This is a genomic window from Acidobacteriota bacterium, from assembly GCA_009861545.1.
Lineage (GTDB): Bacteria > Acidobacteriota > Vicinamibacteria > Vicinamibacterales > UBA8438 > WTFV01.
The window spans coordinates 26,580-47,422 of sequence record VXME01000070.1 but is presented as its reverse complement, the minus strand read 5'-3'; the positions used below and the strand labels follow the sequence as shown (position 1 = coordinate 47,422).

Annotated in this window: 18 protein-coding genes; 8 read left to right on the top strand and 10 right to left on the bottom strand. The window is 69.9% G+C overall.

Going from position 1 to position 20,843, the window contains the following annotated elements:
• Nucleotides 1-10 precede the first annotated feature (10 nt).
• Together F4X11_11545 and F4X11_11540 are read right to left on the bottom strand one after the other, a co-directional pair.
• Nucleotides 11-1,378 (bottom strand): PQQ-binding-like beta-propeller repeat protein, encoded by a 1,368-nt coding sequence (locus tag F4X11_11545; protein ID MYN65647.1) that lies wholly within the window; start codon nt 1,376-1,378, stop codon nt 11-13.
• A 150-nt stretch (nt 1,379-1,528) separates the two neighbouring features.
• Entirely contained in the window at nt 1,529-2,242 is a 714-nt protein-coding gene (locus tag F4X11_11540; protein ID MYN65646.1) for a type II toxin-antitoxin system VapC family toxin, read from the bottom strand.
• Nucleotides 2,243-2,456: 214 nt separating this feature from the next.
• Between F4X11_11540 and F4X11_11535 the strand changes: the two genes are divergently transcribed.
• The 7 genes from F4X11_11535 to F4X11_11505 all read left to right on the top strand — a co-directional run bounded on the left by F4X11_11535 (nt 2,457) and on the right by F4X11_11505 (nt 11,447).
• Nucleotides 2,457-2,927, top strand: a complete 471-nt coding sequence (locus F4X11_11535) for a BlaI/MecI/CopY family transcriptional regulator (GenBank protein MYN65645.1) — start codon at nt 2,457-2,459, stop codon at nt 2,925-2,927.
• On the top strand, nt 2,924-4,864 hold the full coding sequence (locus F4X11_11530) for a TonB family protein (GenBank protein MYN65644.1): 1,941 nt from the start codon (nt 2,924-2,926) through the stop codon (nt 4,862-4,864). Before F4X11_11535 ends, F4X11_11530 begins: the two co-directional genes overlap by 4 nt.
• 178 nt (nt 4,865-5,042) lie before the next feature.
• Entirely contained in the window at nt 5,043-6,197 is a 1,155-nt protein-coding gene (locus F4X11_11525; GenBank protein MYN65643.1) for an ATP-binding protein, read from the top strand.
• Nucleotides 6,198-6,242: 45 nt separating this feature from the next.
• Nucleotides 6,243-6,590, top strand: coding sequence for a PadR family transcriptional regulator (locus F4X11_11520; GenBank protein MYN65642.1), 348 nt, complete (start codon nt 6,243-6,245; stop codon nt 6,588-6,590).
• Nucleotides 6,587-8,863, top strand: coding sequence for an FtsX-like permease family protein (locus tag F4X11_11515; protein MYN65641.1), 2,277 nt, complete (start codon nt 6,587-6,589; stop codon nt 8,861-8,863). Before F4X11_11520 ends, F4X11_11515 begins: the two co-directional genes overlap by 4 nt.
• Nucleotides 8,864-8,883: 20 nt before the next feature.
• Nucleotides 8,884-9,648 (top strand): ABC transporter ATP-binding protein, encoded by a 765-nt coding sequence (locus F4X11_11510; GenBank protein ID MYN65640.1) that lies wholly within the window; start codon nt 8,884-8,886, stop codon nt 9,646-9,648.
• The gene (locus tag F4X11_11505; protein MYN65639.1) at nt 9,645-11,447 is read left to right on the top strand and encodes a hypothetical protein; all 1,803 of its coding nucleotides are present in this window, start codon (nt 9,645-9,647) and stop codon (nt 11,445-11,447) included. Before F4X11_11510 ends, F4X11_11505 begins: the two co-directional genes overlap by 4 nt.
• A 44-nt stretch (nt 11,448-11,491) precedes the next feature.
• Here the strand turns inward: F4X11_11505 and F4X11_11500 are convergent, their stop codons facing one another.
• The 3 genes from F4X11_11500 to F4X11_11490 all read right to left on the bottom strand — a co-directional run bounded on the left by F4X11_11500 (nt 11,492) and on the right by F4X11_11490 (nt 15,764).
• Entirely contained in the window at nt 11,492-12,961 is a 1,470-nt protein-coding gene (locus F4X11_11500) for an amidase (GenBank protein MYN65638.1), read from the bottom strand.
• A gap of 668 nt (nt 12,962-13,629) precedes the next feature.
• Complete coding sequence (locus tag F4X11_11495) at nt 13,630-15,066, bottom strand: arylsulfatase (GenBank protein MYN65637.1); 1,437 nt, start codon at nt 15,064-15,066, stop codon at nt 13,630-13,632.
• 107 nt (nt 15,067-15,173) lie between these two features.
• Nucleotides 15,174-15,764, bottom strand: coding sequence for a nitroreductase (locus tag F4X11_11490; GenBank protein ID MYN65636.1), 591 nt, complete (start codon nt 15,762-15,764; stop codon nt 15,174-15,176).
• 177 nt (nt 15,765-15,941) lie between these two features.
• Between F4X11_11490 and F4X11_11485 the strand changes: the two genes are divergently transcribed.
• Nucleotides 15,942-16,574: an SRPBCC family protein gene (locus tag F4X11_11485; protein ID MYN65635.1), complete on the top strand. Its 633-nt coding sequence runs from the start codon at nt 15,942-15,944 to the stop codon at nt 16,572-16,574.
• A gap of 96 nt (nt 16,575-16,670) precedes the next feature.
• On the opposite strand, the gene F4X11_11480 is transcribed toward F4X11_11485, so the two are convergent.
• The 5 genes from F4X11_11480 to F4X11_11460 all read right to left on the bottom strand — a co-directional run bounded on the left by F4X11_11480 (nt 16,671) and on the right by F4X11_11460 (nt 20,758).
• The gene (locus F4X11_11480; protein ID MYN65634.1) at nt 16,671-17,696 is read right to left on the bottom strand and encodes a DUF4097 domain-containing protein; all 1,026 of its coding nucleotides are present in this window, start codon (nt 17,694-17,696) and stop codon (nt 16,671-16,673) included.
• A 22-nt stretch (nt 17,697-17,718) separates the two neighbouring features.
• Nucleotides 17,719-18,480, bottom strand: coding sequence for a hypothetical protein (locus tag F4X11_11475; protein MYN65633.1), 762 nt, complete (start codon nt 18,478-18,480; stop codon nt 17,719-17,721).
• Nucleotides 18,477-19,046, bottom strand: a complete 570-nt coding sequence (locus F4X11_11470) for an RNA polymerase sigma factor (protein ID MYN65632.1) — start codon at nt 19,044-19,046, stop codon at nt 18,477-18,479. Before F4X11_11470 ends, F4X11_11475 begins: the two co-directional genes overlap by 4 nt.
• A 117-nt stretch (nt 19,047-19,163) precedes the next feature.
• Nucleotides 19,164-20,417: a type II toxin-antitoxin system HipA family toxin gene (locus F4X11_11465; protein MYN65631.1), complete on the bottom strand. Its 1,254-nt coding sequence runs from the start codon at nt 20,415-20,417 to the stop codon at nt 19,164-19,166.
• The gene (locus F4X11_11460; protein MYN65630.1) at nt 20,417-20,758 is read right to left on the bottom strand and encodes a helix-turn-helix domain-containing protein; all 342 of its coding nucleotides are present in this window, start codon (nt 20,756-20,758) and stop codon (nt 20,417-20,419) included. Before F4X11_11460 ends, F4X11_11465 begins: the two co-directional genes overlap by 1 nt.
• Nucleotides 20,759-20,843 lie beyond the last annotated feature (85 nt).

The window sequence follows — 20,843 nt, the reverse complement described above, 5'->3', positions numbered from 1 at the left end:
GTCGGACAGCCTACTCGTAGTCCTCGGCGGCTAGCGACAGCCGCACCACCTCGGCGTCGTTGCGCGCGACGACGTGGCGGTTGGCGAACGCCGGGTGCGACCACAGGACCGCGCGGTCGTCCCAGCGGCCCGAGGCGCCGCCGCGGGTGCGGGTGGTCGGCGTCAGCAACAGCGTGCGGTCGATTTCCTCGTACCCGGCGGGCGTGAAGCGCGCGATGACCAGCTCGCCCGTCTCGTTGATCACGAACCAGCGGTCGCCGTTCTGCACGAGGTAGGAGTTCGCCCACCGCTCGTGCGGCGTCAGCCGGTCCGTCGACCAGAGCCGCTCGCCGGTCGCCGCGTCGAGGCCGCGGAACTCGCCGTAGCTGCTCAGGCCGTACATCGCATCCCCCGCGACGATCGGCGTCGACAGGGTCGCCCCCTGCGGCGGCCGGTCGGTCCGGTTGGGGTTGGTGCCCTCCCAGAGCATGCGCGCCGCGGGGCGGTCGGCGTTGAGCGCCAGCATCAAGCCCCCGTTCTCGACTTGCGTCACCAGCAGGTACCGCCCGCGCCGGACCGGCGTGCCGATCGTCAGCCCGCTCGGCACCACGAAGTCGTACTGCCACCAGGTGTCGCCGGTCTCCGGATCGAGCGAGGTCACCGCCGCGGCGTGCCAGACGATCAACTGGCGCACCCCGCCCGCGGAGATCACGATCGGCGAGGAGTAACCCGGCTCCGAGGTGGTCTCGATGGCGCGCCACGCTTCGGCCCCGGTCAGCTTGTCGAACGCCACCACCATCGCGTCCGGCTCGCCGCCGAGCAGCGCGATCAGGTTGCCGCCCTCGACCAGCGGCGACTGCGACACGCCGAACACCGGCACGGTCACGCCGTAGTCGGCGACGGTGTCGACGCGCCAGATCAGCTCTCCCGTCGGGACGTCGAAGCACGACAGCATCCCCGCCGCACCGAGAACGTAGACCCGCTCGCCGTCCACCGTGGGGGTCGCCCGCGGACCGATGGCGAACTTGAAGTGGATGTTGCGGTAGGTCGCCGGCCACTCCCGCGTCCAGAGCACGTCGCCGGTCTCCTCGTCGAGCACCAGCAGCCGTTCGTGGCCGTCCATGGTGCGGCTTCCCGGCGTCTCCTGGTAGTCGAGGACGAACACGCGGCCGCCGGCCACCGCCGGCCCGGCGAAGCCGCCGCGGATCGGCGTCCGCCACTTGGCGACCAGCCCGTCGTCGGCGAAGCGCTCGATGAGGCCGGTGTCGCTCCACACCGCGTCCCGGTTGACGCCGCGCCACTGCGGCCAGTCCTCGGCGTGCAGTCCGATCGTCGCGAGGCACACGATGGCACACGAAATCGCAACGCGCATTCGGCTCGGTGCATGACGGTCGGACATCGGCTACCCCACGGCTGTACGAGACCACCTCGACGCCCGCACCTGTTCGATATGCCGGCGGTTACGGAAGCGAATCGGTCGTCAGGATAGACGATCGCGGGGGGACTCGCACAGATCCGGCCGAGGCCGCGACACCTTCCTCGGACGAGCTCACGGGCCCGCGACGACGATGCCGGCCGGCCGCAGCCGCTCGAAGTCCGCCAGGTTGTACGTGAAGATGCGGTCCACCGGGATTCTCTCCGCGCAGCAGGCGTGCAGCGCGTCGTAGACGACGCCGCTGCCGAGGCCGCCGTGGCTGACGCGGCGGATCGCCTCGACGTAGTCGGCCTCGGTCAACGGAACCGCGGTCAGTCGCTCCAGGAGACTCTCCTCGACGAGCCGTCTCGCTTCCACGGGAAGGACGCGTCGCCTCAGCGGCAAGGCGGTCACGGTGGCGTAGCACTCGGCGAGCGCGTGCGTCGAGCAATATCCCGCGTGCTCGCCGGCGGTGTAGCTCAGGAGGGCGTCGAGTGCCGCCTCGTGGTTGGCCAACTGGTCGACGACCGCCGGCACCAGGACCGAAGTATCGAAGAGAACGCGCACTACCCGGCGCCCTCGGGGAGAATTCGGCGGCTCCTCGAATCGCGCTCCGCCCGGATGAACGCCGTGACGTCCAGGTTCGCGCGCTCGCCGCCGTGGTGCACCAGAATCCCCTTCTTCTTCAGGAGCGCAGGCTCGGCACCCGTCCGGCAGATCTGCAGGAACTCGCCTCGGGCCTCGATCTCCAACTCCGTGCCCGCGACCAGGTTGAAGCGCTCGCGAAGACTCTTGGGCACGACGATGCGACCCGCCCCGTCGATGGCAATTCTCATGACACGATGGTATTCATGATGGGACACGACGGTCAACGCCGCGAGGCGGCCCCACGGCCATTCGGGCCTCCCCTCCCCCATTAGGCTTCAATTGCCGAGCCTTCGCCTCACTGCCCTTTGAGCCCACTCGAGGAAACAGTTGTTAATTTAGTAACCAGTGTGCTATAAAAATAACCTTCCGGGCCGGCAGGAGCCCGGAGCAACCGACCGAGAGCGCTCACATGCACATGAAGCCACCCTGGCACAGCCGGCTGTCGCGTCGCGAGCGACAGATCATGGACATCCTCTTCCGGCACGGGCGCGCCCCGGCCAGCGTCGTCCGGGAGGAGCTTCCCGGCGAGCCGAGCTCGTCGACGGTGCGCACGCAACTGCGCATCCTCGAGAAGAAGGGGCACGTGCGCCACGAGGAGGAGGGGTTGCGGTACGTGTATCGCCCGGTGACCCCTCGTCGGACCGCGCGCCGGTCGGCGTTGCAGCATCTGGTCGAGACGTTCTTCGACGGGTCCGCCGAGCAGGCCGTGGCCGCGCTGCTCGGCGGCGAGGCGAGGCATCTGACCGAGCCGGAGCTCGACCGGATCGCACGGATCGTCTCGGACGCGCGCGCGGCGCAACGAAGCGCCGGTCGACCCGCCGGCGCGTCACGAGGCGACGGGCCGGACAGCAGGGAGTTGCGCGACGAGCCGGAGGAACCGTCATGAGCCTGCTGGCCGCGTTGACGGTCAAGGTGTCGGCAATCCTGCTCCTGGCGCTGATCGGCGCCCTTTTTCTGCGCACTCGATCGGCGGCTGCGAGGCGCTGGGTGCTGGCGGCCGGCGTCGTGTCGGCTTGCGTGGCGCCCGCCCTCCACGTGCTGCCGTTTCCGCCGGTGTTGCGGGTGGCGCCGCTCGGGGCGCTCGACTGGAGCGCCGGCCCCGTCTTCGACCTGCTCGGGCTGCGTCCCTACGCCCTGTTCACGCCGGATGCCGATGTGCTCGGATCCGCCGGTGCGTCGGAGGCGGGTTTCCGATCCGGTCGCTCCGGAGACGCCGCGGCGGCCGGCGCGCGCGGCCATGTCGTCGGCCTGTTGGCCGTGACGATCTGGCTGGCCGGCGCGATCGCGCGCGCCGGCGTGCTGCTGGTCGGGTTGGCGCGACTCCGCTGGCTCCGCGCGACGTCGACCCGCTTGACGGACGGGCCGTGGCATCGCCTGTGCGCCGACCTCGCGCGGTCGTGCGGCCTGCGACGCGGCGTCGACCTGCTGTTCGGCCCGCGTCCGGGGCTGGTGGCGACCTGGGGATGGCGGCGGCCGGCCGTCATGCTGCCGGCGGCCGCGGCCGGGTGGTCGGCGGAACGGATGCGCGTCGTGCTGCTGCACGAGCTGGCGCACGCCCGCCACGGCGACTGGCTGCTGCAGATGGCGGCCGAAGCGCTGCGCTGCGTCTGGTGGTTCAACCCGCTGGCGTGGGTGGTCCGTGCCCGGCTGCGCCGCGAGAGCGAGCACGCGGCCGACGACCTCGTCCTGGCTCGGGGCGTTCCCGCCACCACCTGCGCGACGCATCTCGTCGAGCTCGCGAAAGAGGCTCGGAAACACCGGCGGACGTGGTTGCCGGCGCCGGCGATGGCGCGTCCGTCACACCTGGAACGGAGGTTGTCCGCCATGTTGAATTCGCATACGAATCGGCGTCCGATGACGCGCCTCGCCCGCCTGTGGAGCCTCGGTCTGCTCGTGCCGGCCTCGATCCTTGTCGCCGGCCTGCAGGTCGGTGCGCAGACGGGCCGGATCAGCGGCACCGTCGTCGACCAGGACGGTAACGTCGTTCGGAATCCCGACGTCACGTTCACCATCCGCACCGCCGGGCGGCAGGTGCGCTTGGGGAGCTATGCGTTCTTCGATCGGGCCGGGAACCTGGTTCGGAATCCCGACGTCACGATCAGCCGCACCACCTCGCAGTTCGCGCGCCCGAGCGGCCATGACGACGGCCGCTTCGAGATCTTCGATCTGGGACCGGGCGAGTACGGCCTCGCCGTGAGAGCACCGGGCTTCGAGCCGTTGGTCCGGCAGTTCTCGCTGGAAGCGGGGGAGCAGCGTGAAGAAGAGCTGGTGCTCTCCCGGATGCCGGCGGGTCGCCAAACGCTGACCGCAGCGGAGTCGGGGACGACCGGAACGGCGCCCGCCACGACCGGCCCGCTCGCCGAAACGACCGCCAGCGCGGTCGGGCAGCAGCCGCCGAGCGAACCGTCGAGCGAGCGCATCGCGGCGCTCGTCGAGCGGGCCGCCGCCCTCCAGGAACAGTTGCAGAGTGTGCTCGACGAGCTGCGCACTGTGCTCGACGATCCCGACCAACCCGCCGACCGCCCGGACGAGCCGATCCGGATCGGCGACGGGGTCCCGCCGCCCGCGAAGATCCACGATGTCCCGCCGGTCTATCCCCCCGCGGCCCGGGAAGCCGGCGTTCAGGGCCTGGTAGTCCTGGAAGCGACCATCGACCCGACGGGCGTGGTGGGTAACATCGAGGTGCTGCGTTCCGTGCCGGAGCTCGAAGAGGCGGCGACCGCCGCTGTCGAGCAGTGGCGGTACGAGCCCACGCTGGTCGACGGTGCGCCCGTCTCCGTGCTGATGACGGTGACCATCAACTTCCTGCTGCCGTCGCCCTGAGGAACCGTGGGGACGACGGGTGGGGACCTCGACCGGCGGCGGTAGAGGTTCCGCTCACGGCCCCACCGGCTCGACGGGCTGCGGCCGCGGCGACCGCCCGCACGCGCGGGTGTGTGGACGCACTCTATTGTGAAAATTGGATTCCAAGCATCCAATTTTCATGCTAAATTGGCTGGCGATGATCCCTCGCAACGGGCATCGCACGGCCCTCGAACGTCTCCTGACGCGCGCGCGGGTCGTCGCCCTTCTCGGGGCGCGTCAAGTCGGCAAGACGACCTTGGCGCGCGAGATCGCAAGGCGCCGGAAGGGACCGACCCACATTTTCGATCTCGAGTCGTCGGCCGATGTGGCGCGGCTCTCTGATCCGCTGCTCACCCTGTCGCCGCTCCGGGGTCTCGTTGTCATCGACGAGGTCCAGCGGCGTCCCGACCTCTTCCCGAGTCTGCGGGTCCTGGCGGACCGCCCTCGCGGAGCGCGGTTTCTCGTGCTCGGTAGCGCCTCTCCGGATCTGCTGCGGCAGAGCGCAGAGACGCTGGCCGGACGCGTCGCCCACTACGAGTTGCCCGGGTTCACGCTTCCCGAGGTTACCCCGCGCGACGCCGAACGCCTCTGGCTGCGCGGCGGATTCCCGCCGTCGTACACGGCCCGCAGCCACGCCGACAGCTATCGCTGGCGGGGCGATTTCATCCGCACGTTTCTCGAGCGCGACGTGCCGCAGCTCGGCATAGCCATTCCGAGCGCGGTCCTCGAACGCTTCTGGTCGATGCTTGCGCACTACCACGCGCAGGTGTGGAACGGATCGGAACTCGGCCGGGCCTTCGGCGTCTCGCATCACGCCGTGCGCCGGTATCTCGATGCCCTCGAGTCGACCTACATGCTGCGGAGCCTGAAACCCTGGAGCGCGAACCTGAAGAAACGGCAGGTCAAGTCTCCCAAGATCTACATTCGCGACACCGGGCTCCTGCACCACTTCCTGGGTCTGACCACCCGGGCGGAACTCGAACGCCACCCCAAGATCGGCGCGTCCTGGGAGGGTTTCATCATCGAGAACCTGATTCTTGCGCTCGGCCTGGAAGCACGGCAGTGCCACTACTGGGCCACGCATTCCGGGCCGGAGATCGACCTGGTCGTGCAGCGCGGCTCCCGGTTGCGCGGCTTCGAGATCAAGCGCACGAGCTCGCCCACCTTGACCCGCTCCATGCGTTCGGCGATGGACGACCTCGGGTTGAGTCGACTCGACGTGATCCACGCCGGCGACCACAGCTTTCCGCTGGCAGCACACGTGCGCGCCATCGCGGGAGCACGAATTCTCGACGACCTCCAAATACCTTGACCTTCTACATGTGATCCTGTACATGTAGAAGACAGAGGTATCCGGATGACCATACCCAGGACGGATCTGCCGCAGGGCACGCTAGACCTGCTGGTGCTGCAGGTGGCGGCCTCCGGCCCGATACACGGCTACGGCATCGCCCAGCGCATCAAGCAGGTCTCGCGCGACGTGCTCCAGGTACCGCAGGGCTCGCTCTATCCCGCGCTCCACCGGCTGGAACGGCGGGGATTGCTGACCGCGGAGTGGAAGCCGTCGGACACCGGCCGCGACGCGAAGTTCTATCGGCTGACGCCGAAGGGCCGCGCGCAGTTGCAAGCGGAGACCGAAAGCTGGGCCCGGCTGGCAGAGGCGGTCGGGTTGATTCTCGGCGCCGCGAGCGGAGGCGCGCGGTGAGCTGGCGGCAGGCGCTGCCGCGGCTGCTCCATCGTAATCGGGCGGAGGACGAGCTCGACGCCGAGTTGCGCGACCACGTCGCGCGGCAGGTGGCCGACCACATCCGGGCCGGCATGTCCGCGAGTGAGGCGCGCAGACTCGCCCGGCTGGAGTTCGGCGGGCTGGACCAGATCAAGGAGCTGTGCCGCGACGCCCGCGGCACACGGTGGATCGAGGACCTCGGACGCGAAGTCCGGTACGCCCTGCGCCGCCAGTTCAAGGGGGCGCATTCCCGCGTCCCGATTCTCGCTGTCGTCACACTGGCCCTGGGCATCGGCGCGAGCACCGCCATGTTCGGGGTCCTGGACACCGTCGTGCTCCAGCCCCTTCCGTTTCCGCAGGAGGAGCGCCTCGTGGCCGGCTGGAAAACCAGCCGCAACGACCCTACGCGGTTCATCGAGCTCTCCTACCCAGAGTTCCTGGAGTGGCGGGCGCAATCGACGAGCTTCGAGGGACTCGCCGCCCTGCCGACCACCGTCTACGGGTACAGCTACGTCCTGACCGGCCGCGGCGACCCGGTCGCCATCGAGAGCGCACGAGTCACCGGCGAGTTCTTCGACGTGCTCGGCGTGCGGCCGATGCTCGGACGCACCTTCACGGCGACGGACGACCGGGAGGGAGCCCAGCCGACGGTAGTGCTCACGCACGCGTTCTGGACGAACATCCTCGGCGCGGACCCCGAGGCGATCGGATCCGGCCTGACGCTCACCGGCGTCGACTTCACCGTGATCGGCATTCTCCCGGCCGGGCTCGTCTTTCCGCAGGGCGTCGACGTCTTCACGGCGCTCGGCACGCGGCCCGGACTGGCCACCAACCGGACGGTGTTCCTGCAAGTGATCGGGCGACTGCGCCCGGGCGTGTCGCGCGGACAGGCGGCCGCCGAGCTCGACGGGATCGTGTCGCGACAGCAGGCACAGCGTGCGGGCTCGAACGTCGAGGATCAGGCGGCGGCGCTCACGCCGCTGCGGGAGCACATACTGGGAAACGCGCGGGTCATCGCGGCGCTGCTGTTCGCCGGCGCGGTCGTGTTGCTGCTCGTCGCGATCGTCAACCTGAGCGGGCTGCTGGCGACGGGCGCGGCCCGCCGCGGCGGCGAGGTGGCGCTACGTCTCGGCCTCGGCGCCTCGAACCGCGATCTCCTGCGGCAGTTCGCGGCCGAGGGGCTGGTCCTCGCGACCCTGGGCGCCATCGTCGGGATCGGCCTGGCGGTCGCGATCCTCGACGCGGTGGTCGCGCTCGCGCCGGACGGCATCGCCCGGATCGCCTCCGCGTCGATCGACGGCCGGTCACTCCTGTTCGCCGCAGCGTGTCTCGTGGCGGTCACCCTCGCGATCGGGTGCGTCCCCTTGATGGCGGTCGGGGCCCCGTCCATCGAAGCGCTCCTCCGCGGCAGGGCGGCCGGCGTCGGCGGCTCGACCCGCGCCGCGCGATTCGGCAGCGCGCTGCTCACCGTCGAGGTGGCCGGGACGGCAGCGCTGCTGATCGTCGCCGGGGCACTCACCGTGAGCTTCCTCAATCTGCACCGCGCCGACCTGGGCTTCGACCGCGAGAGCGTACTGACCGCCTTCGTGAACCCGAGCCGCGTGCGCTACCCCGACGCGGCCGCCCGGCGGCGGTTCTTTCGGGACGTGATTGCACGACTGGGAGCGAACGCGGAAGTAGGCGACGTGTTCCTGCCCTACACGCAGACGGCCATTCCGTTGCGGTACGTCGTGGTCCGCACGACCGCCGGCCCCGCCGCGGCACGGGCAGTCCTGCGCCGCGCGCTCGCCGAGGTGGACCCGGAACAACCGATGAGCGCCGACCTCACCACGGCGGAGCTCGTCGAGCGCGCGCTGTCGCGGGAGCGGTTCCAGAGCGCGTTGTTGCTCCCGTTCGGAGTGGGGTCCGCGCTGCTGGCGGCGCTCGGCGTCTTCGGGATGGTGAGCGATACTGCGAATCGCCGACTGCGCGAGCTCGCGCTGCGCCAGGCGCTCGGTGCGAGGCGGAGCCGGGTTCTCGCCGAGCTGCTGCGCTCGACCCTGGCGTGCGTGCTGGCCGGCCTGTGCGCCGGCGCGCTCCTTGCCATCGCGGCGAGTCGCGCCCTGAGCCTGGAGCTGTTCGAGATCGGCCTGGCCGACCCGTGGATCGTCGTCGCCGTCTGCTCGCTGATCCTCGGTGTGTCGGTCGTGGCCTGTATCGGTCCGGCGGCGCGTGTCGGCCGGCTCGATGTGGGGGCGATGTTGCGGGAGTGACGCGCCCGAAGGAGAGTCGCATGCTCGATGTGGTGAGCGTCACCAAGTACTACGGCGCGCTGGCCGCGGTCCGCGACGTCAGCTTCTCGGTCCGCCCCGGCGACGTGCTCGGCTACCTGGGCCCGAACGGTTCCGGCAAGTCGACGACGGTCAACATGGTCGCGGGGCTCCTCGAGCCGACGGACGGCGAGATCCGCGTCCACGGCGAGGACATCCGGAACGATCTCCTCGGGCACCGGCGCCGGATCGGGTACGTGCCGGAAACACCCGACCTCTATTCGTACCTGACCGGTCCCGAGTACCTGACGCTCGTCGGACGGCTCCGGCAGATGGAAGCCAGTGTGCTCGACGAGAAGATCGACCGGTTCCTCCGGCTCTTCGACATCTACGACGACCGGCACGCCCGGCTCTCGGCCTACTCGAAGGGCATGCGCCAGAAAATCCTGATCGCGGCCGGGCTGCTGCACGATCCGGAGATCGTCATTCTCGACGAGCCGTCCTCCGGTCTCGACGTCGGCGCGACGCTCGTCCTGAAGCAGCTCATTCGGGCGCTGGCGGCCCGCGGCAAGATCGTCATCTACAGCTCGCACATCCTCGAGATGGTCGAGCAGATCTGCTCGTCGGTCGTCATCCTGCGGGAGGGGCGGGTGGCCGCGGCGGATCGCGTCGAACGGCTGCGGGCGCTGATGCGCCAGCCGTCGCTCGAAGGGGTGTTCACGCAACTCGCGGGGCAGGACGACGCCGAACAGGTGGCGGGCGGGCTGGTGGAGGCGATGAAGCTGTGACGGGCAGGGGCCGCGGCACCGGGGTCGACGATGAGCGAGCGCAGTTCCGGCTCCTGTTCCGGACCTTCCTGGGCGGGCTGTTCGAGAACGACCTCGTCCCCGAAACGGTCGACCTGCGCCAGTCGGCGCTCTGGCTGGCCGCCGTGTTCATGATTCCCCCGGCGATCTTCGCCCTGTTCGTCTCCCTGTCCTACGGCTCGTGGATGACCGACGAGGAGCTGGCGCTCAGAGCGGTGCCGCAGAAGCTCTACTTCATCGGCTACTCGATGGCCGCCGTCGGGTTCGTCACGGTGCTGGTGTGGGACAAGCTCTTCCCCGACCGCCGCGACGCGATCGTGGCCGGCAGCCTGCCGATACGCACGCGCACGCTCGTGTTCGCAAGGCTCTCGGCGCTGATCGCCGTCGTGGTCGGCTTCGCGATCGTGGTGAACCTGCCGGGCACGGTGATCTTCTCCTTCGTCGCCGGAAACTACCTTCCGCTCGAGGCGTTCCTGCGCTACCCGGTGGCGCACTTCATGGCGACGGTTTCCGCGGGCCTGCTGGTGTTCCTCGCCCTGGCCGCGTTGCAGGCGTGCCTCGCCCTCGTCCTTCCCGTGCGTTTGCTGCGACGGGTATCGATGCTCGCGCAATTGCTGTTCGTCATCGTCCTGATCGAATGGCTCGTCTTCGCGCCGGGGCTGCTGGTCAGGCTGGCCGCCATCGACCCCGGGGCGACGAGCGAGGCACTGGCCGCGGCGGACGGCCCGTACGCGTTCGTCGGGCTGACGAGCAGCCGCGCCGGGATCTGGTTGCCGCCCGTGTGGTTCCTCGGGGTCTACGAGATCATCTGGGGCTTCGACCCGGAAGCGTTTCGAGGTCTGGCTGTCGCAGGCCTGCTAGCGCTCGTCGTCACGCTCACGATCGCGACACTCGCCTACGGCGCCGTCTTTCGACGGGTCGTCAGGCACGCGCTGGAAACGCCGCCGGACGTTGCGCGACCGGCCGGTCTCGTCTTGCGCGCGGCAAGTCGCGTAGCGAGCGCGACCATCCTGCGACATCCGGTGGAGCAGGGCATCGTGGCGTTCGCCGCACGGAGCCTGACCCGCAGCCGCCGCCATCGGCTGCTCGTCGCGGCCTACGTCGGCGTCGGACTGGCGTTCGTCGTCGGCTCGTTCCTGAGCCCGATCACGGGCGTCGCCGAGAACGCCCTGAGCGAGTCGCTTTCGAGACCGTCGGCGCGGCTGCTATCGATTCCCCTCGTGCTCTCGTTCTTCGTGCTCGTGGCGCTGCGGGTGCTGTTCGCGATCCCGACCCAGATCCGTGCGAACCGGGTCTTCGTCATGACCGAGATCGACGACAAGGCGGCCTACCTGAACGGGTCGCGGAAAGCGATGTGGCTGCTCGGCGCACTGCCGATCGTCGGCGTGACGCTTCCCGTCTACGCCGCGTGGTGGGGACCCGCAGCGGCGTTGCAACATACCGCCTTCTGGCTGCTGATGTCCGCCTGCCTGACAGAACTGCTGTTGTGCGGCTTCCACAAGATGCCTTTCGCCTGCAGCTACGTGCCGGGCAAGGCGAACGTGAAGTACCTGTGGCCGGTCTATGCGCTCGCCCTGACGGCGTACGCCTGGTGGACGGCGCGGCTGGAGCTGTGGCTGCTGGCCGCGCCACTGCGGTGGAGCATCGCTTGTGCCCTTCTGATCGCCTGCCTGGCAGCCTGCATTACGCTCCGGCGAGACAGGCTGGCGTCATCGACGCCGCTCACCTACGAGGAAGAGGTCGAGGAAGCGGTCCAGGTCCTGGGGGTCATGCGGACCTGAAGCAGTCCCCCGCACCCGTCGCGCCAACCAGTGCGCCGCACGATTCACAGCGGCGGCGTGCGCCCGTGCCAGTCGGTCGCCTGCTCGTAGGCGTGCGCGAGGGCGAGCACGTCGACTTCGCCCAGGGCGCGGCCGCAGATCTGCAAGCCGATGGGCAGGCCTTCCCGGCTGAATCCGCAGGGAACGGTGATCGCCGGAGTCCCGTAGGAATTGAATGGCGCGGTGTTGCGGATCAGGATCCGGGTCGCTTCGAGCGGCGACTCGCGGGCCGCGTCGATCCCGACCGGCAGTATCGGCAACGTCGGCGTGACCAGCAGATCCACGTCGTCGAACACGCCCGCGATTGCTTTTCGCACCAGCTTCAACTGATAGAGCGCTGCGGCGTATTCCGTGGCGGGCACCTCGGCGCCGGGCTCGATGCGCGCCAGCGTGCTCTCCTCGTACAGCTCCCGGCTCTCGTCGAGCAGACTGGCGTGATACGCGTAGGACTCGACCGCCACGGGACGGGCCTGCGGCAGCGCCGGCAACTGCACGTCCCGCGTGCTCGCCGTGAGGTCGGTCAGCACGGGGAGCGCCCGATCGACCGCCTGGGCGACCTGCGGGTCCAGGTCGTCGTAGAACGGCGTGCGGGGCACGCCGAGGCGCAGCGACGATGTGCGGTGCAGCAGGGCGCTGGCGTAGTCGGGCACCTGCGCGCGGATGCTCGCGATGCCGCGCGGATCGTATCCGGCCAGCGCCTGCAGCAGCAGCGCGGAATCGGCCACCGTCCGGCACATCGGGCCGACGTGATCGAGCGACACGCTGAGCGGGATGATGCCGCGAATGCTGGCCAACCCGTAGGTCGGCTTCAGACCGGCGATGCCGCAGTGGGCGGCCGGAATGCGCACCGATCCGCCGGTATCAGTCCCCAGGGCGCCAGCGCACAGCCGCGCGGCGACCGCCGCGCCGGAGCCGCCGGACGACCCGCCGGCGATGCGGTCCGCGTCCCACGGATTGCGCACGGGGCCGGTGTGCGTGAACGCCGACGTCCCGCCGTAGGCGAACTCGTGCATGTTGAGCTTGCCCACGATGACGGCGCCGGCCGCCTCGAGCCGCGTCACCACCTCGGCGTCCTCGTCCGGCACGCGGTCCGCGTACACCGCGCTCGCGGCGGTGGTCAGCACGCCGGCCGTGTCGATGTTGTCCTTCAGCGCGATCGGAATGCCGTGCAGCGGGCCGCGCCATCCCCCGCGGGCGAGCTCGGCCTCCAGTGACCGCGCGCGCGCCACGGCGCGTTCGCCGGTCACGGTGACGAAGGCGTTCAGGCGATCGTCGAAGCGCCCGATGCGCTCCAGGTAGGCCTCCACCAGCTCCAGCGGCGAGAGCGCCCCGGCACGAATCAGCCGCTGCGCCTCGGCAATGCTCAGCGTGGTCGGATCGGTGGCCTGCGCGAACGCGGGACCGCTCAACGCGTACGCGGCGGCCGCGACCGCACCGGTCCCAAGGAACTCGCGCCGATCGAGGGCTCTTGCCATGTCACACCTCTAGTGCAATTCGCACTCGCGTGAACGCTTCGCGAACGGGCGCAGATCCACGCCTCCAAGCCTCCGGCTGACGTCTCCATGCGCTCCGCTATCGTATCCGACCGACTGCCTCCTCGACGGCCACCCCCGGCATGTCGCCGCGCAGACCGGCGCGCACAGCAACGACCGGAGACTCCCGCAGGAGCAGCGCCAACCGACGGAGATGGTGTGCCGACGAACCTCCATCGCATTGAAGAATGAGCACACGCTGCACATAATTCAATGACTTGTGTCTGCAGGCGCAGTTGGTTGCCGCGCTCACTCGACGATCGCGTCTCCCCACAACTCGCTCAGAAAATCCCGAACCGGCACGATCTCGACGCCGTTTTCCTCCCGCCGCCGGCGCGGCTCGTGGCAGACCACCAGCTTCCGGTGGAGCGGGACCTCCTCAGCCAGCGCGAGCAGGCCCTTGTAGCAAGTTGCCGATGGAGCGGGTCAGCCCTTCCGCCTGAATCTCCTCCTGCACGTACGTGCCGACATAGGCCCGCAGGTCTTCCCGCGGCTCCGGTCTGCCGGGGGCCGAACAGGAAGACGAACCGGTGCTCGACGAGGGCGCGGAGACTCAGGACGCGACGGTACATCCAGCGATTCTATTGCTGATTTTCATGAAATTCAGCAACTCAATGGCTGGTTTTCAGCGGCGCGCTCCGGCCGGTGCGCCGGAAACGCTCCAGCGCCGCCTCGAGCCGCTCGACGACCTCCGGGTGATCCGCCGCGACGTCGCGGGCCTCGGCGGGATCCCGCGACAGGTCGAATAGCTGATAGGGCCGTCCGAAGGGCTCGCCCCGCGGCTCCTGGCGCCCGCCCGACCCGTTGCCCAGCACCAGCTTCCACGCCCCGTCGCGAATCGCGAACATCCCGCCGGAGGAATGGTGGACCACCGGCACGCCGCGCGCCATCGGCTCGCCCCGCAGCATCGGCAGCAGCGACACGCTGTCCTCCGCGGCATCGGGGCCGGGCGCGGCGCCGACGATGTCGGCCAGCGTCGCGTAGAGGTCGGCATGGACGACAGTGGCGGTAGACTCCGACCCCGGCTCGACCACGCCCGGCCAGCGCGCCACGAACGGCACGCGGTGGCCGCCCTCCCAGATGTCGGCCTTCGTACCGCGCCAGTCGGCATTCGAGCGGTGGCGGCCGACGCGGTAGGCCTGAATCGACGGGTCGTCCACGTGATCCGGCGCCGCGTCGTCGCGGCGGTACATGTACGAGCCGTTGTCGGAGGTGAAGATCACCAGCGTCTCGTCGCCGGCGCTCGCCCGGTCCAGGGCCGCGAGCACCTGTCCGACCGCATCGTCCACCTGCGCCACGAAGTCGCCGTACTCGCCGAGGCCCGTGCCGCCCCGGAACCGCTCGTGGGGCTGCGTCGGCTTGTGCGGCGCGGTCAGCGGAAAGTAGAGGAAGAACGGATCACCGGTTTGCGCCGACCGATCGATGAAGCCGACCGCCTCTTCCACCAGCCGGTCGAGCACCTCGTCGATGACGAAGTCGTCGGCCCGCGGTCCGTGGCGGAGGAAGTACGGGAACGGCACGGCCGGCTGCTCGTGCGTCGGGAGCGCCGTGAAGCGGTCGTCGCGGATGTAGACGTAGGGCGCCATGTCGAGCGACGCGCTGACCCCGAAGTACTCGTCGAAGCCGTGGTGAACGGGGCTGTCGGTGATTACGCCGCCGAAGTCGATGCCGGGATCGCCCTCCCACGGCTCGCTCCGTTCCGCCGTTGGGTCGAGGTACGGCAGGTCCATGCCGAGATGCCACTTGCCGATGGCGGCGGTCCGGTAGCCCTGCGCCTGGAGCAGCGTCCCCAGGGTCGGGCGGTCCGGCTCCAGCAGCGGCGGGCTGTAGCCGCCCAGCACGCCCCGGGTCAGCCGCGTCCGCCAGGTGTAGCGTCCGGTGAGCAGCGCATAGCGCGTCGGCGTGCAAACGCCCGAGGGCGAGTGCGCGTCCACGAAGCGCATCCCCTCGTCGGCGAGCCTGTCGATGTGCGGCGTCCGGATTGCGGAAGCGGGATGCATCGCGCCGACGTCGCCCCAGCCCAGGTCGTCGGCGAGGATGAGCACCACGTTGGGGGTGGCAGCGCTCTCCTGCGCCCCCGACGGTCCCGGAAACGCACCAGCCACGAACGTCGCACCCACCACGAACATCGGAACGGCGAGCAGCTTGAGCAGCCTCATGACGATCTCCATTTGCCCCGGTGCGCTATCTCGCCGAGCGGCTTGCGGTCGTCCTTCGGCAGCTCGCGTTCCCGCAACGCCGGCGGCAGCGCCTCCGGCGGGCCGATCCGCCCGGCCGCGAACGCGCACATCACCGTCCAGAGCTCGGTGTCGACGCCCAGCCTCTCGTGCGCCGCGTCGACGTCGATGCCGGCCATCCCGTGCGTGTAGATGCCCAGCGCCAGGGCCTGCAGCGCCAGCGACATCCACGCCGCGCCGGCGTCGAACTGCGCGGTGCGCGGCTCGCGGCCGTCCGCCGTGCGCGTGTTGGCGAAGAGGAAGCCCAGAAACGGGGCCTTCGCCGCCCACTCCCGGTTGCGCGGCTTGAGGATGGAATCGAAGACCTCCCGGTCGGGGCCGTCCGTCTCGTACAGGAAGAGCCACGGCTGGACGTTGGACGACGAAGGCGCCCAGCGCGCCGCCTCGAACATCGAGGCGATGTCGGCCTCGGTCAGCGGCTCCGGCGAGAAGGCTCGCGGCGACCAGCGGTCGATGAACAGCGCGTCGACGCGGGCCGCCGCCACGCGGGGATTCGGATGTCGAGTCATGAGATCGTGACCTTCGCCGGGAGATCGTAGTCGATTCACCGGGGGCTCGGGATTTTCATCCCGATCGCCCGTGTACCATGATCCCATGCCCGCCAGAACGCATGATGCCGGCGAGTACTTGCGGACACCGGCGGACTTCGCCGCGTATCTGAACGCCGCGATGGAAGAGGAGCAACGATGAAGTTCGATGTCGAAACCCACCTCGGCGCCATGGAGCGCTCGGTGTCGGCGCTCGAGCGCGAGGGACAACCCGCCCGCGCGGTCACGCTGTCTCGCAGCTTCGCGACGACGGTCGACGACCTGTGGGACGCGGTGACGAACGGCGAGCGCATCCCCCGCTGGTTCGCGCCCGTCAGCGGCGATCTCCAGCTTGGCGGCCGCTACCAGTTGGAGGGCAACGCCGGCGGCGTGATAACCGGGTGCGAACCGCCCTCGCACTTCGAGCTCACGTGGGAGTTCTACGGCGTCAGTTGGGTGGAAGTGCGCGTCGCGGACGGCGGAGACGGCAGCGCCCGGCTCACGCTCTCGCACATCGCGCACCTGTCCGATCACTGGGACCAGTACGGACCGGGCGCAGCCGGCGTCGGCTGGGAGATGGGCCTGCTGGGACTCGCGCTCCACATTGCGCAGCCGGACGCCGCGAAGCCCGACGAAGCCGCCTTCGCCGCTTCGCCGGACGGCAAGGCTTTCATCACCGGCAGCAGCGAGGGATGGGAGCAGGCCGCGGTCGCCGCCGGTACGGATCCCGAGGCCGCGCATGCGGCGGCGACGCGGACAACCGCCTTCTACACCGGCGAAACCGTCCCCTGAGAGTCTGCGCCGCGACAAGCAGCAGCGCAGACTCCTGGACCGGCATCGTCGGGCGGCAACCGGAACCGAAGCCAACGACCGGGCAGGACAAGAGCGTCATGGGACCGGTCCCAGTTCGATCCGCATGTCCCCGCTGAAGGTGGACAGCTCCAGGCGGCCGCCCCCGTCGCCGGCGACGCCTTCTATCGAGCGGCTCCCCGACTCGAAGACGGTCACCTCGCCGGCCCGGTCGCCCCGGCCGACGACGATGGGGATGGCCGAGCGCAGGCCGCCGCTGAACGACTCGGACTCCAGCTCGAATCCCGTGCCCTCCGGCACCGTCAGGTGGATGCCGCCCGAGTGCGACTCGAACTCGTAGCGTCCGTTCGTCGCCAGCGCCCCGGAGAAGGTCACCGATCCCGACACCGTCTCCACCTCGACGCGCCGCGCCTCCACCCCGCGCAGCGCTACGGCGCCGCTCACCGACGAGGCCTCCAGCCGCGGCGCCCGGACCGTTTCGATGTCGATTCGACCGCTGACCGCCTCGACCGTCATCGCGTCGTCGCTGCTCACGTCGGCGATCCGCACACGGCCGGACACCGCCTCCACCTCGACCAGATTCGCCAGCGAAGCGAGCCGCACGTCGCCGCTCACCACCTCGATGCGCGTCTCGCCCGCCACGTCTTCGACGGTGACGTTGCCGGACACGGACTCGATCGTGACGCCGGCGCTGCGGGGCACGGTCACCACGTAGTCCACGGCCACGGATCCCGGACCGCCGCCCAGCAGGCTGCCCAGCGACCGCAGGAGGGAGCGCCGCCGGTACCGGGGCTCGACGTCGACCCGGTTGCCGCGCTCCTCGATCTCGATCTCGACGCGGTCCAACGACTCGGCACTGCCGCGGCCGACGAGCCGCTTCGTCGCCCGAAGCGTCAGGTCGTCGCCGTCCACCCCCGTCACCGTCGTATCGCCGCTGATGTTGCTGAGCGTGAGCAGGCCGCCGGGCTGCATCGGGATGGTCCGTACCAGTTCTTCCGTCTGCCCCGCGGCCGCGCCGGCCGCGCCGATCAGGACGATAGCGACGAGTGCGCTCCGCATTGCCAGTCCGGTCATGGTCTGTTGCCTCCAGTTCCGCCGGTTCATCTCTGTTCGATTCGTGAGGTTCTCAGGGTCGAGGATCGCCACGGCCGCCAGGTTCGAGCCCCAGGGCCGCGCTCGTCCGCAGCAGCGCGAGCTTGCGCGCCAACCCGGCCCGGAGCCGGTCGCGAGCCACTGCGCTTCCCGGTGCGGCCTCGACCGCGGAACGACTCTCGGTGATCGCGCGCTCCACCACCGCCAGGTTCCCGGCAAGAACGGTCTGAACCGCCGGAAGAGCCGGTCCCCGCGAGCCGGCGAGCTGCTCCAGATCCCGGATCGCGGAAACGTATGCGGGTTCGAAGGGTCCAAGGCCGCCGGCCGCAGTCGAAAGCTCGGCGCCGCCCGGCATGTCCGATGTCGGTAGCGGCACCCGGTCCAGGCTCCGCACCAGGACGGTCGCCAGTACGATACCGGCCGCCGCGGCAAGGGCCGTCCCCCCGACGGACCACCGCGGCCAGAGGCCGGCTGCCCGGATCGGCCCCGCACCGCCGAAGGACCACCGCGACCACCATCCGGCCGCCGCCCGCGACGCCCGTCCCTCCGCCGCGACCCGCCGCCTGACGTCGTGCCAGACCCGCGCCGGCGGCTCGATGGGCTTCAGCGTGGCGGCGAGGGACCGGATCGCCCGCAGGTCGGCCAGGAGCCCCCGGCAGGCCTCGCAGTCGGCCAGATGGGCGTCGACCCGCCGCCGGTCGCGCGGATCGAGACTCTCGTCGACCAGCGCGGCGAGCGCGTCGGCGAACCGTTCGCACTCGGATTCGGACGCCGGCTCACGGTTGCTCATGGTCATGTCCGCCTCAGAAGCGCACGGAGGCGCAGGCGAGCCTTGTGCACCTGCGACTTGGAAGTGCCGGCCGCAATGCCGAGCAACGCGGCGATCTCGCGGTGCTCGTAGCCCTCGACGTCATGCAGCACGAATGCGGCGCGGCAGCCGTCCGGGAGCTGCGCAATCGCCCGTTCGAGGTCCAGACGGGTGATCGGGCTTGAGGTCCGGGCCTGCGGCTGCGGCCGCGCCTCGTCAGCCAGCGATCCCGTCCTCGCATCCTGTCGGGCCGCGCGGCTCCGCAGATGATCCAGACAGCGGTTGACAGCAAGCCGGTGCAGCCAGGTCGACAACGCCGCCTCCTGCCGGAAGCTGTCGAGCCTCCGATACGCCTGCAGGAAGATGTCCTGCAGCAGCTCTTCCGCGTCGGCCGCGTTGCCCGTGAACCGGTAGGCAAGCGAGTAGATCCGCTTCGCGTGGGTGCGATAGAGCGCCTCGAAAGCCGGCTCCTCCGCGTTCGTGTCGGCAGCGGTCTCGTCCGCACCCGTCTCGGTGGCCAGCGGCAAGCCGTCCACCACCCGCGTCTCGATCATCAACGGGTTGGACGGCGCCGGCGCCGCTCGGGTTGCCTTCGCGTTTCTCGGTCCGAGACCTGCGGGCCGAGGTCGAGCGCCGGAAGAGCACGTCGTAGGTGCACCGAAACTGTAGGATCAGAGACGCCGCGCCGCGTCCAGGTCGGCGTGCTCGAACGCGGACGCTATCCGGTCGATGTCCTGCCGGGCCGCACCCAGGCGGCGAGCCATCGCGCGCCACTGGACGACTGCGTTCGCCACCTCCCTCGCGATCGTCCTCGCCTCGTTCAAGCCCAACCGGTAGTGCCCGGCGGTCTCCAGCGCCAGGTCGAGCGATGCCGTGGGATCGTGGGCGGCAATCGACGTGGAGAGCACCCGCGGCCGGATGTCGGTGGGCACCGGATTGAGATCGTAGGCGGGAGACAAGCGCCAGCCCCGGTGGTCTTCGTACAGGAACCCGTGGTTCCGAAGGTGGTCGTCGGTGTTCGAGATCAACACGTTGAAGACGACGCGCCGCCACAACTGGTGCAAGTCGTGGGGCGCCGCCGCGCCGTGTCGCTGCAGGGCAGCGGCGATTTCCGGATACGAGCGGGGCTCACGATCCGTCGCGCCGAGCATGCTCATGGCCGAGAGAAACGGGACGCGGTGTTCCGCCCGGCGGTCGAAGCGCCGGACGATCAGCACGCGCTTGCCGGCGACCGTCTCGATCCGCCGTTCCGGCACGTCGATGCCGCTCTCCTCGGCAAGCGCGAGCGCAATTCCCTCCCAGAGGACGACGTCCACCTCGTCCTGCGAATGCGGGAACTTCGCGATGCAGAGCCGGCCGTCGGCATCGCGAACGGAGGCCTTGGGGCGCGCGCCGCCGAGTGAAGAACCGGGTCCGAGGAGCAGCCGGATGTCATCGTCGTCCTCCTTGTCGTCAGCGACGCGCTCCGCGCCAGCGAGAAGGCGCGGGAGTTCCACAAGCGGGGGAATACGGCTGAGACCGGGCTCCGCCAGAAACGGACCGGTCGTCTCGGTAGAGAAACGCAGCGCTCCTTGCCTCGTCTCGTCGTCGACGCGCAGGAGGACGTCCGCTTCGGAGAGGGCCCGTGGAGCGCGGCCTTCTTGCCGGGCGCGGCGGCGTTCCGCGCGACGCATCAGGAGCCGGCCCCAGCGGTCGGGCGTCGAATCGCCGACGGCGCCGAACAACGACCGTCCGGGTGCAGTGTGAAACGGACCGGGAGTCAGCGCCAGGGCCGGCTCGAGGGCGAAGCGCTCCGGGTGCTCGAGCCACCCGGGGTCGTACTCGAACGAGGCGCTCTCCCGGCCCTTGCGGCTTCGCCACCACAGACGTCCGACGAAGACGGGCGCGCCATGGAGATCGACGGAAACGAGGACCTCTCTATCCATCACGCACCGGTCGTCGGCGTGCGCCGGCGTCGACCGCGGATGCGCTTGGGCAGCGCTTCGGCTTCGAGATCCAGGCCCACCGCGTCGTTTCGCGGATCGGCCAGTCCGGCGAGGCGCTCCTCCAACCCCAGCACGAACAGCACCGTGGCATAGATGCCCAGGGAGACGCCCGGGTCACCCCGCTCGACCTTGTGCAGGGTCGTGCGGCTGATCCCCGCGCGTTCCGCCATCGTCGCCGTGGGGATGCGGCGGCGCCGCCGGGCGTCGCGGATGTCCGCGCCGAGCCTGGTGAGCGCACGTCCGACCGGCAACGGCAGAGCCTTACTTCTCGGCACGCCCATAGCGTCCATAATCATAAGCTGAAATCTTTTTAATGTCCTTTATTATGGACTTTATAGCTGCTACCACTGAGGCCCGACTGCGACG

Bases quoted from the DNA above. Each gene is read 5' to 3' on its own strand.
- F4X11_11545 (MYN65647.1), bottom strand. From the start codon at position 1,378: ATGTCCGACCGTCATGCACCGAGCCGAATGCGCGTTGCGATTTCGTGT.
- F4X11_11460 (MYN65630.1), bottom strand. From the start codon at position 20,758: ATGGGCGTGCCGAGAAGTAAGGCTCTGCCGTTGCCGGTCGGACGTGCG.
- F4X11_11475 (MYN65633.1), bottom strand. From the start codon at position 18,480: ATGACCATGAGCAACCGTGAGCCGGCGTCCGAATCCGAGTGCGAACGG.
- F4X11_11480 (MYN65634.1), bottom strand. From the start codon at position 17,696: ATGAACCGGCGGAACTGGAGGCAACAGACCATGACCGGACTGGCAATG.
- F4X11_11490 (MYN65636.1), bottom strand. From the start codon at position 15,764: ATGACTCGACATCCGAATCCCCGCGTGGCGGCGGCCCGCGTCGACGCG.
- F4X11_11465 (MYN65631.1), bottom strand. From the start codon at position 20,417: ATGGATAGAGAGGTCCTCGTTTCCGTCGATCTCCATGGCGCGCCCGTC.
- F4X11_11525 (MYN65643.1), top strand. From the start codon at position 5,043: ATGATCCCTCGCAACGGGCATCGCACGGCCCTCGAACGTCTCCTGACG.
- F4X11_11530 (MYN65644.1), top strand. From the start codon at position 2,924: ATGAGCCTGCTGGCCGCGTTGACGGTCAAGGTGTCGGCAATCCTGCTC.
- F4X11_11485 (MYN65635.1), top strand. From the start codon at position 15,942: ATGAAGTTCGATGTCGAAACCCACCTCGGCGCCATGGAGCGCTCGGTG.
- F4X11_11470 (MYN65632.1), bottom strand. From the start codon at position 19,046: ATGATCGAGACGCGGGTGGTGGACGGCTTGCCGCTGGCCACCGAGACG.
- F4X11_11520 (MYN65642.1), top strand. From the start codon at position 6,243: ATGACCATACCCAGGACGGATCTGCCGCAGGGCACGCTAGACCTGCTG.
- F4X11_11500 (MYN65638.1), bottom strand. From the start codon at position 12,961: ATGGCAAGAGCCCTCGATCGGCGCGAGTTCCTTGGGACCGGTGCGGTC.
- F4X11_11535 (MYN65645.1), top strand. From the start codon at position 2,457: ATGAAGCCACCCTGGCACAGCCGGCTGTCGCGTCGCGAGCGACAGATC.
- F4X11_11510 (MYN65640.1), top strand. From the start codon at position 8,884: ATGCTCGATGTGGTGAGCGTCACCAAGTACTACGGCGCGCTGGCCGCG.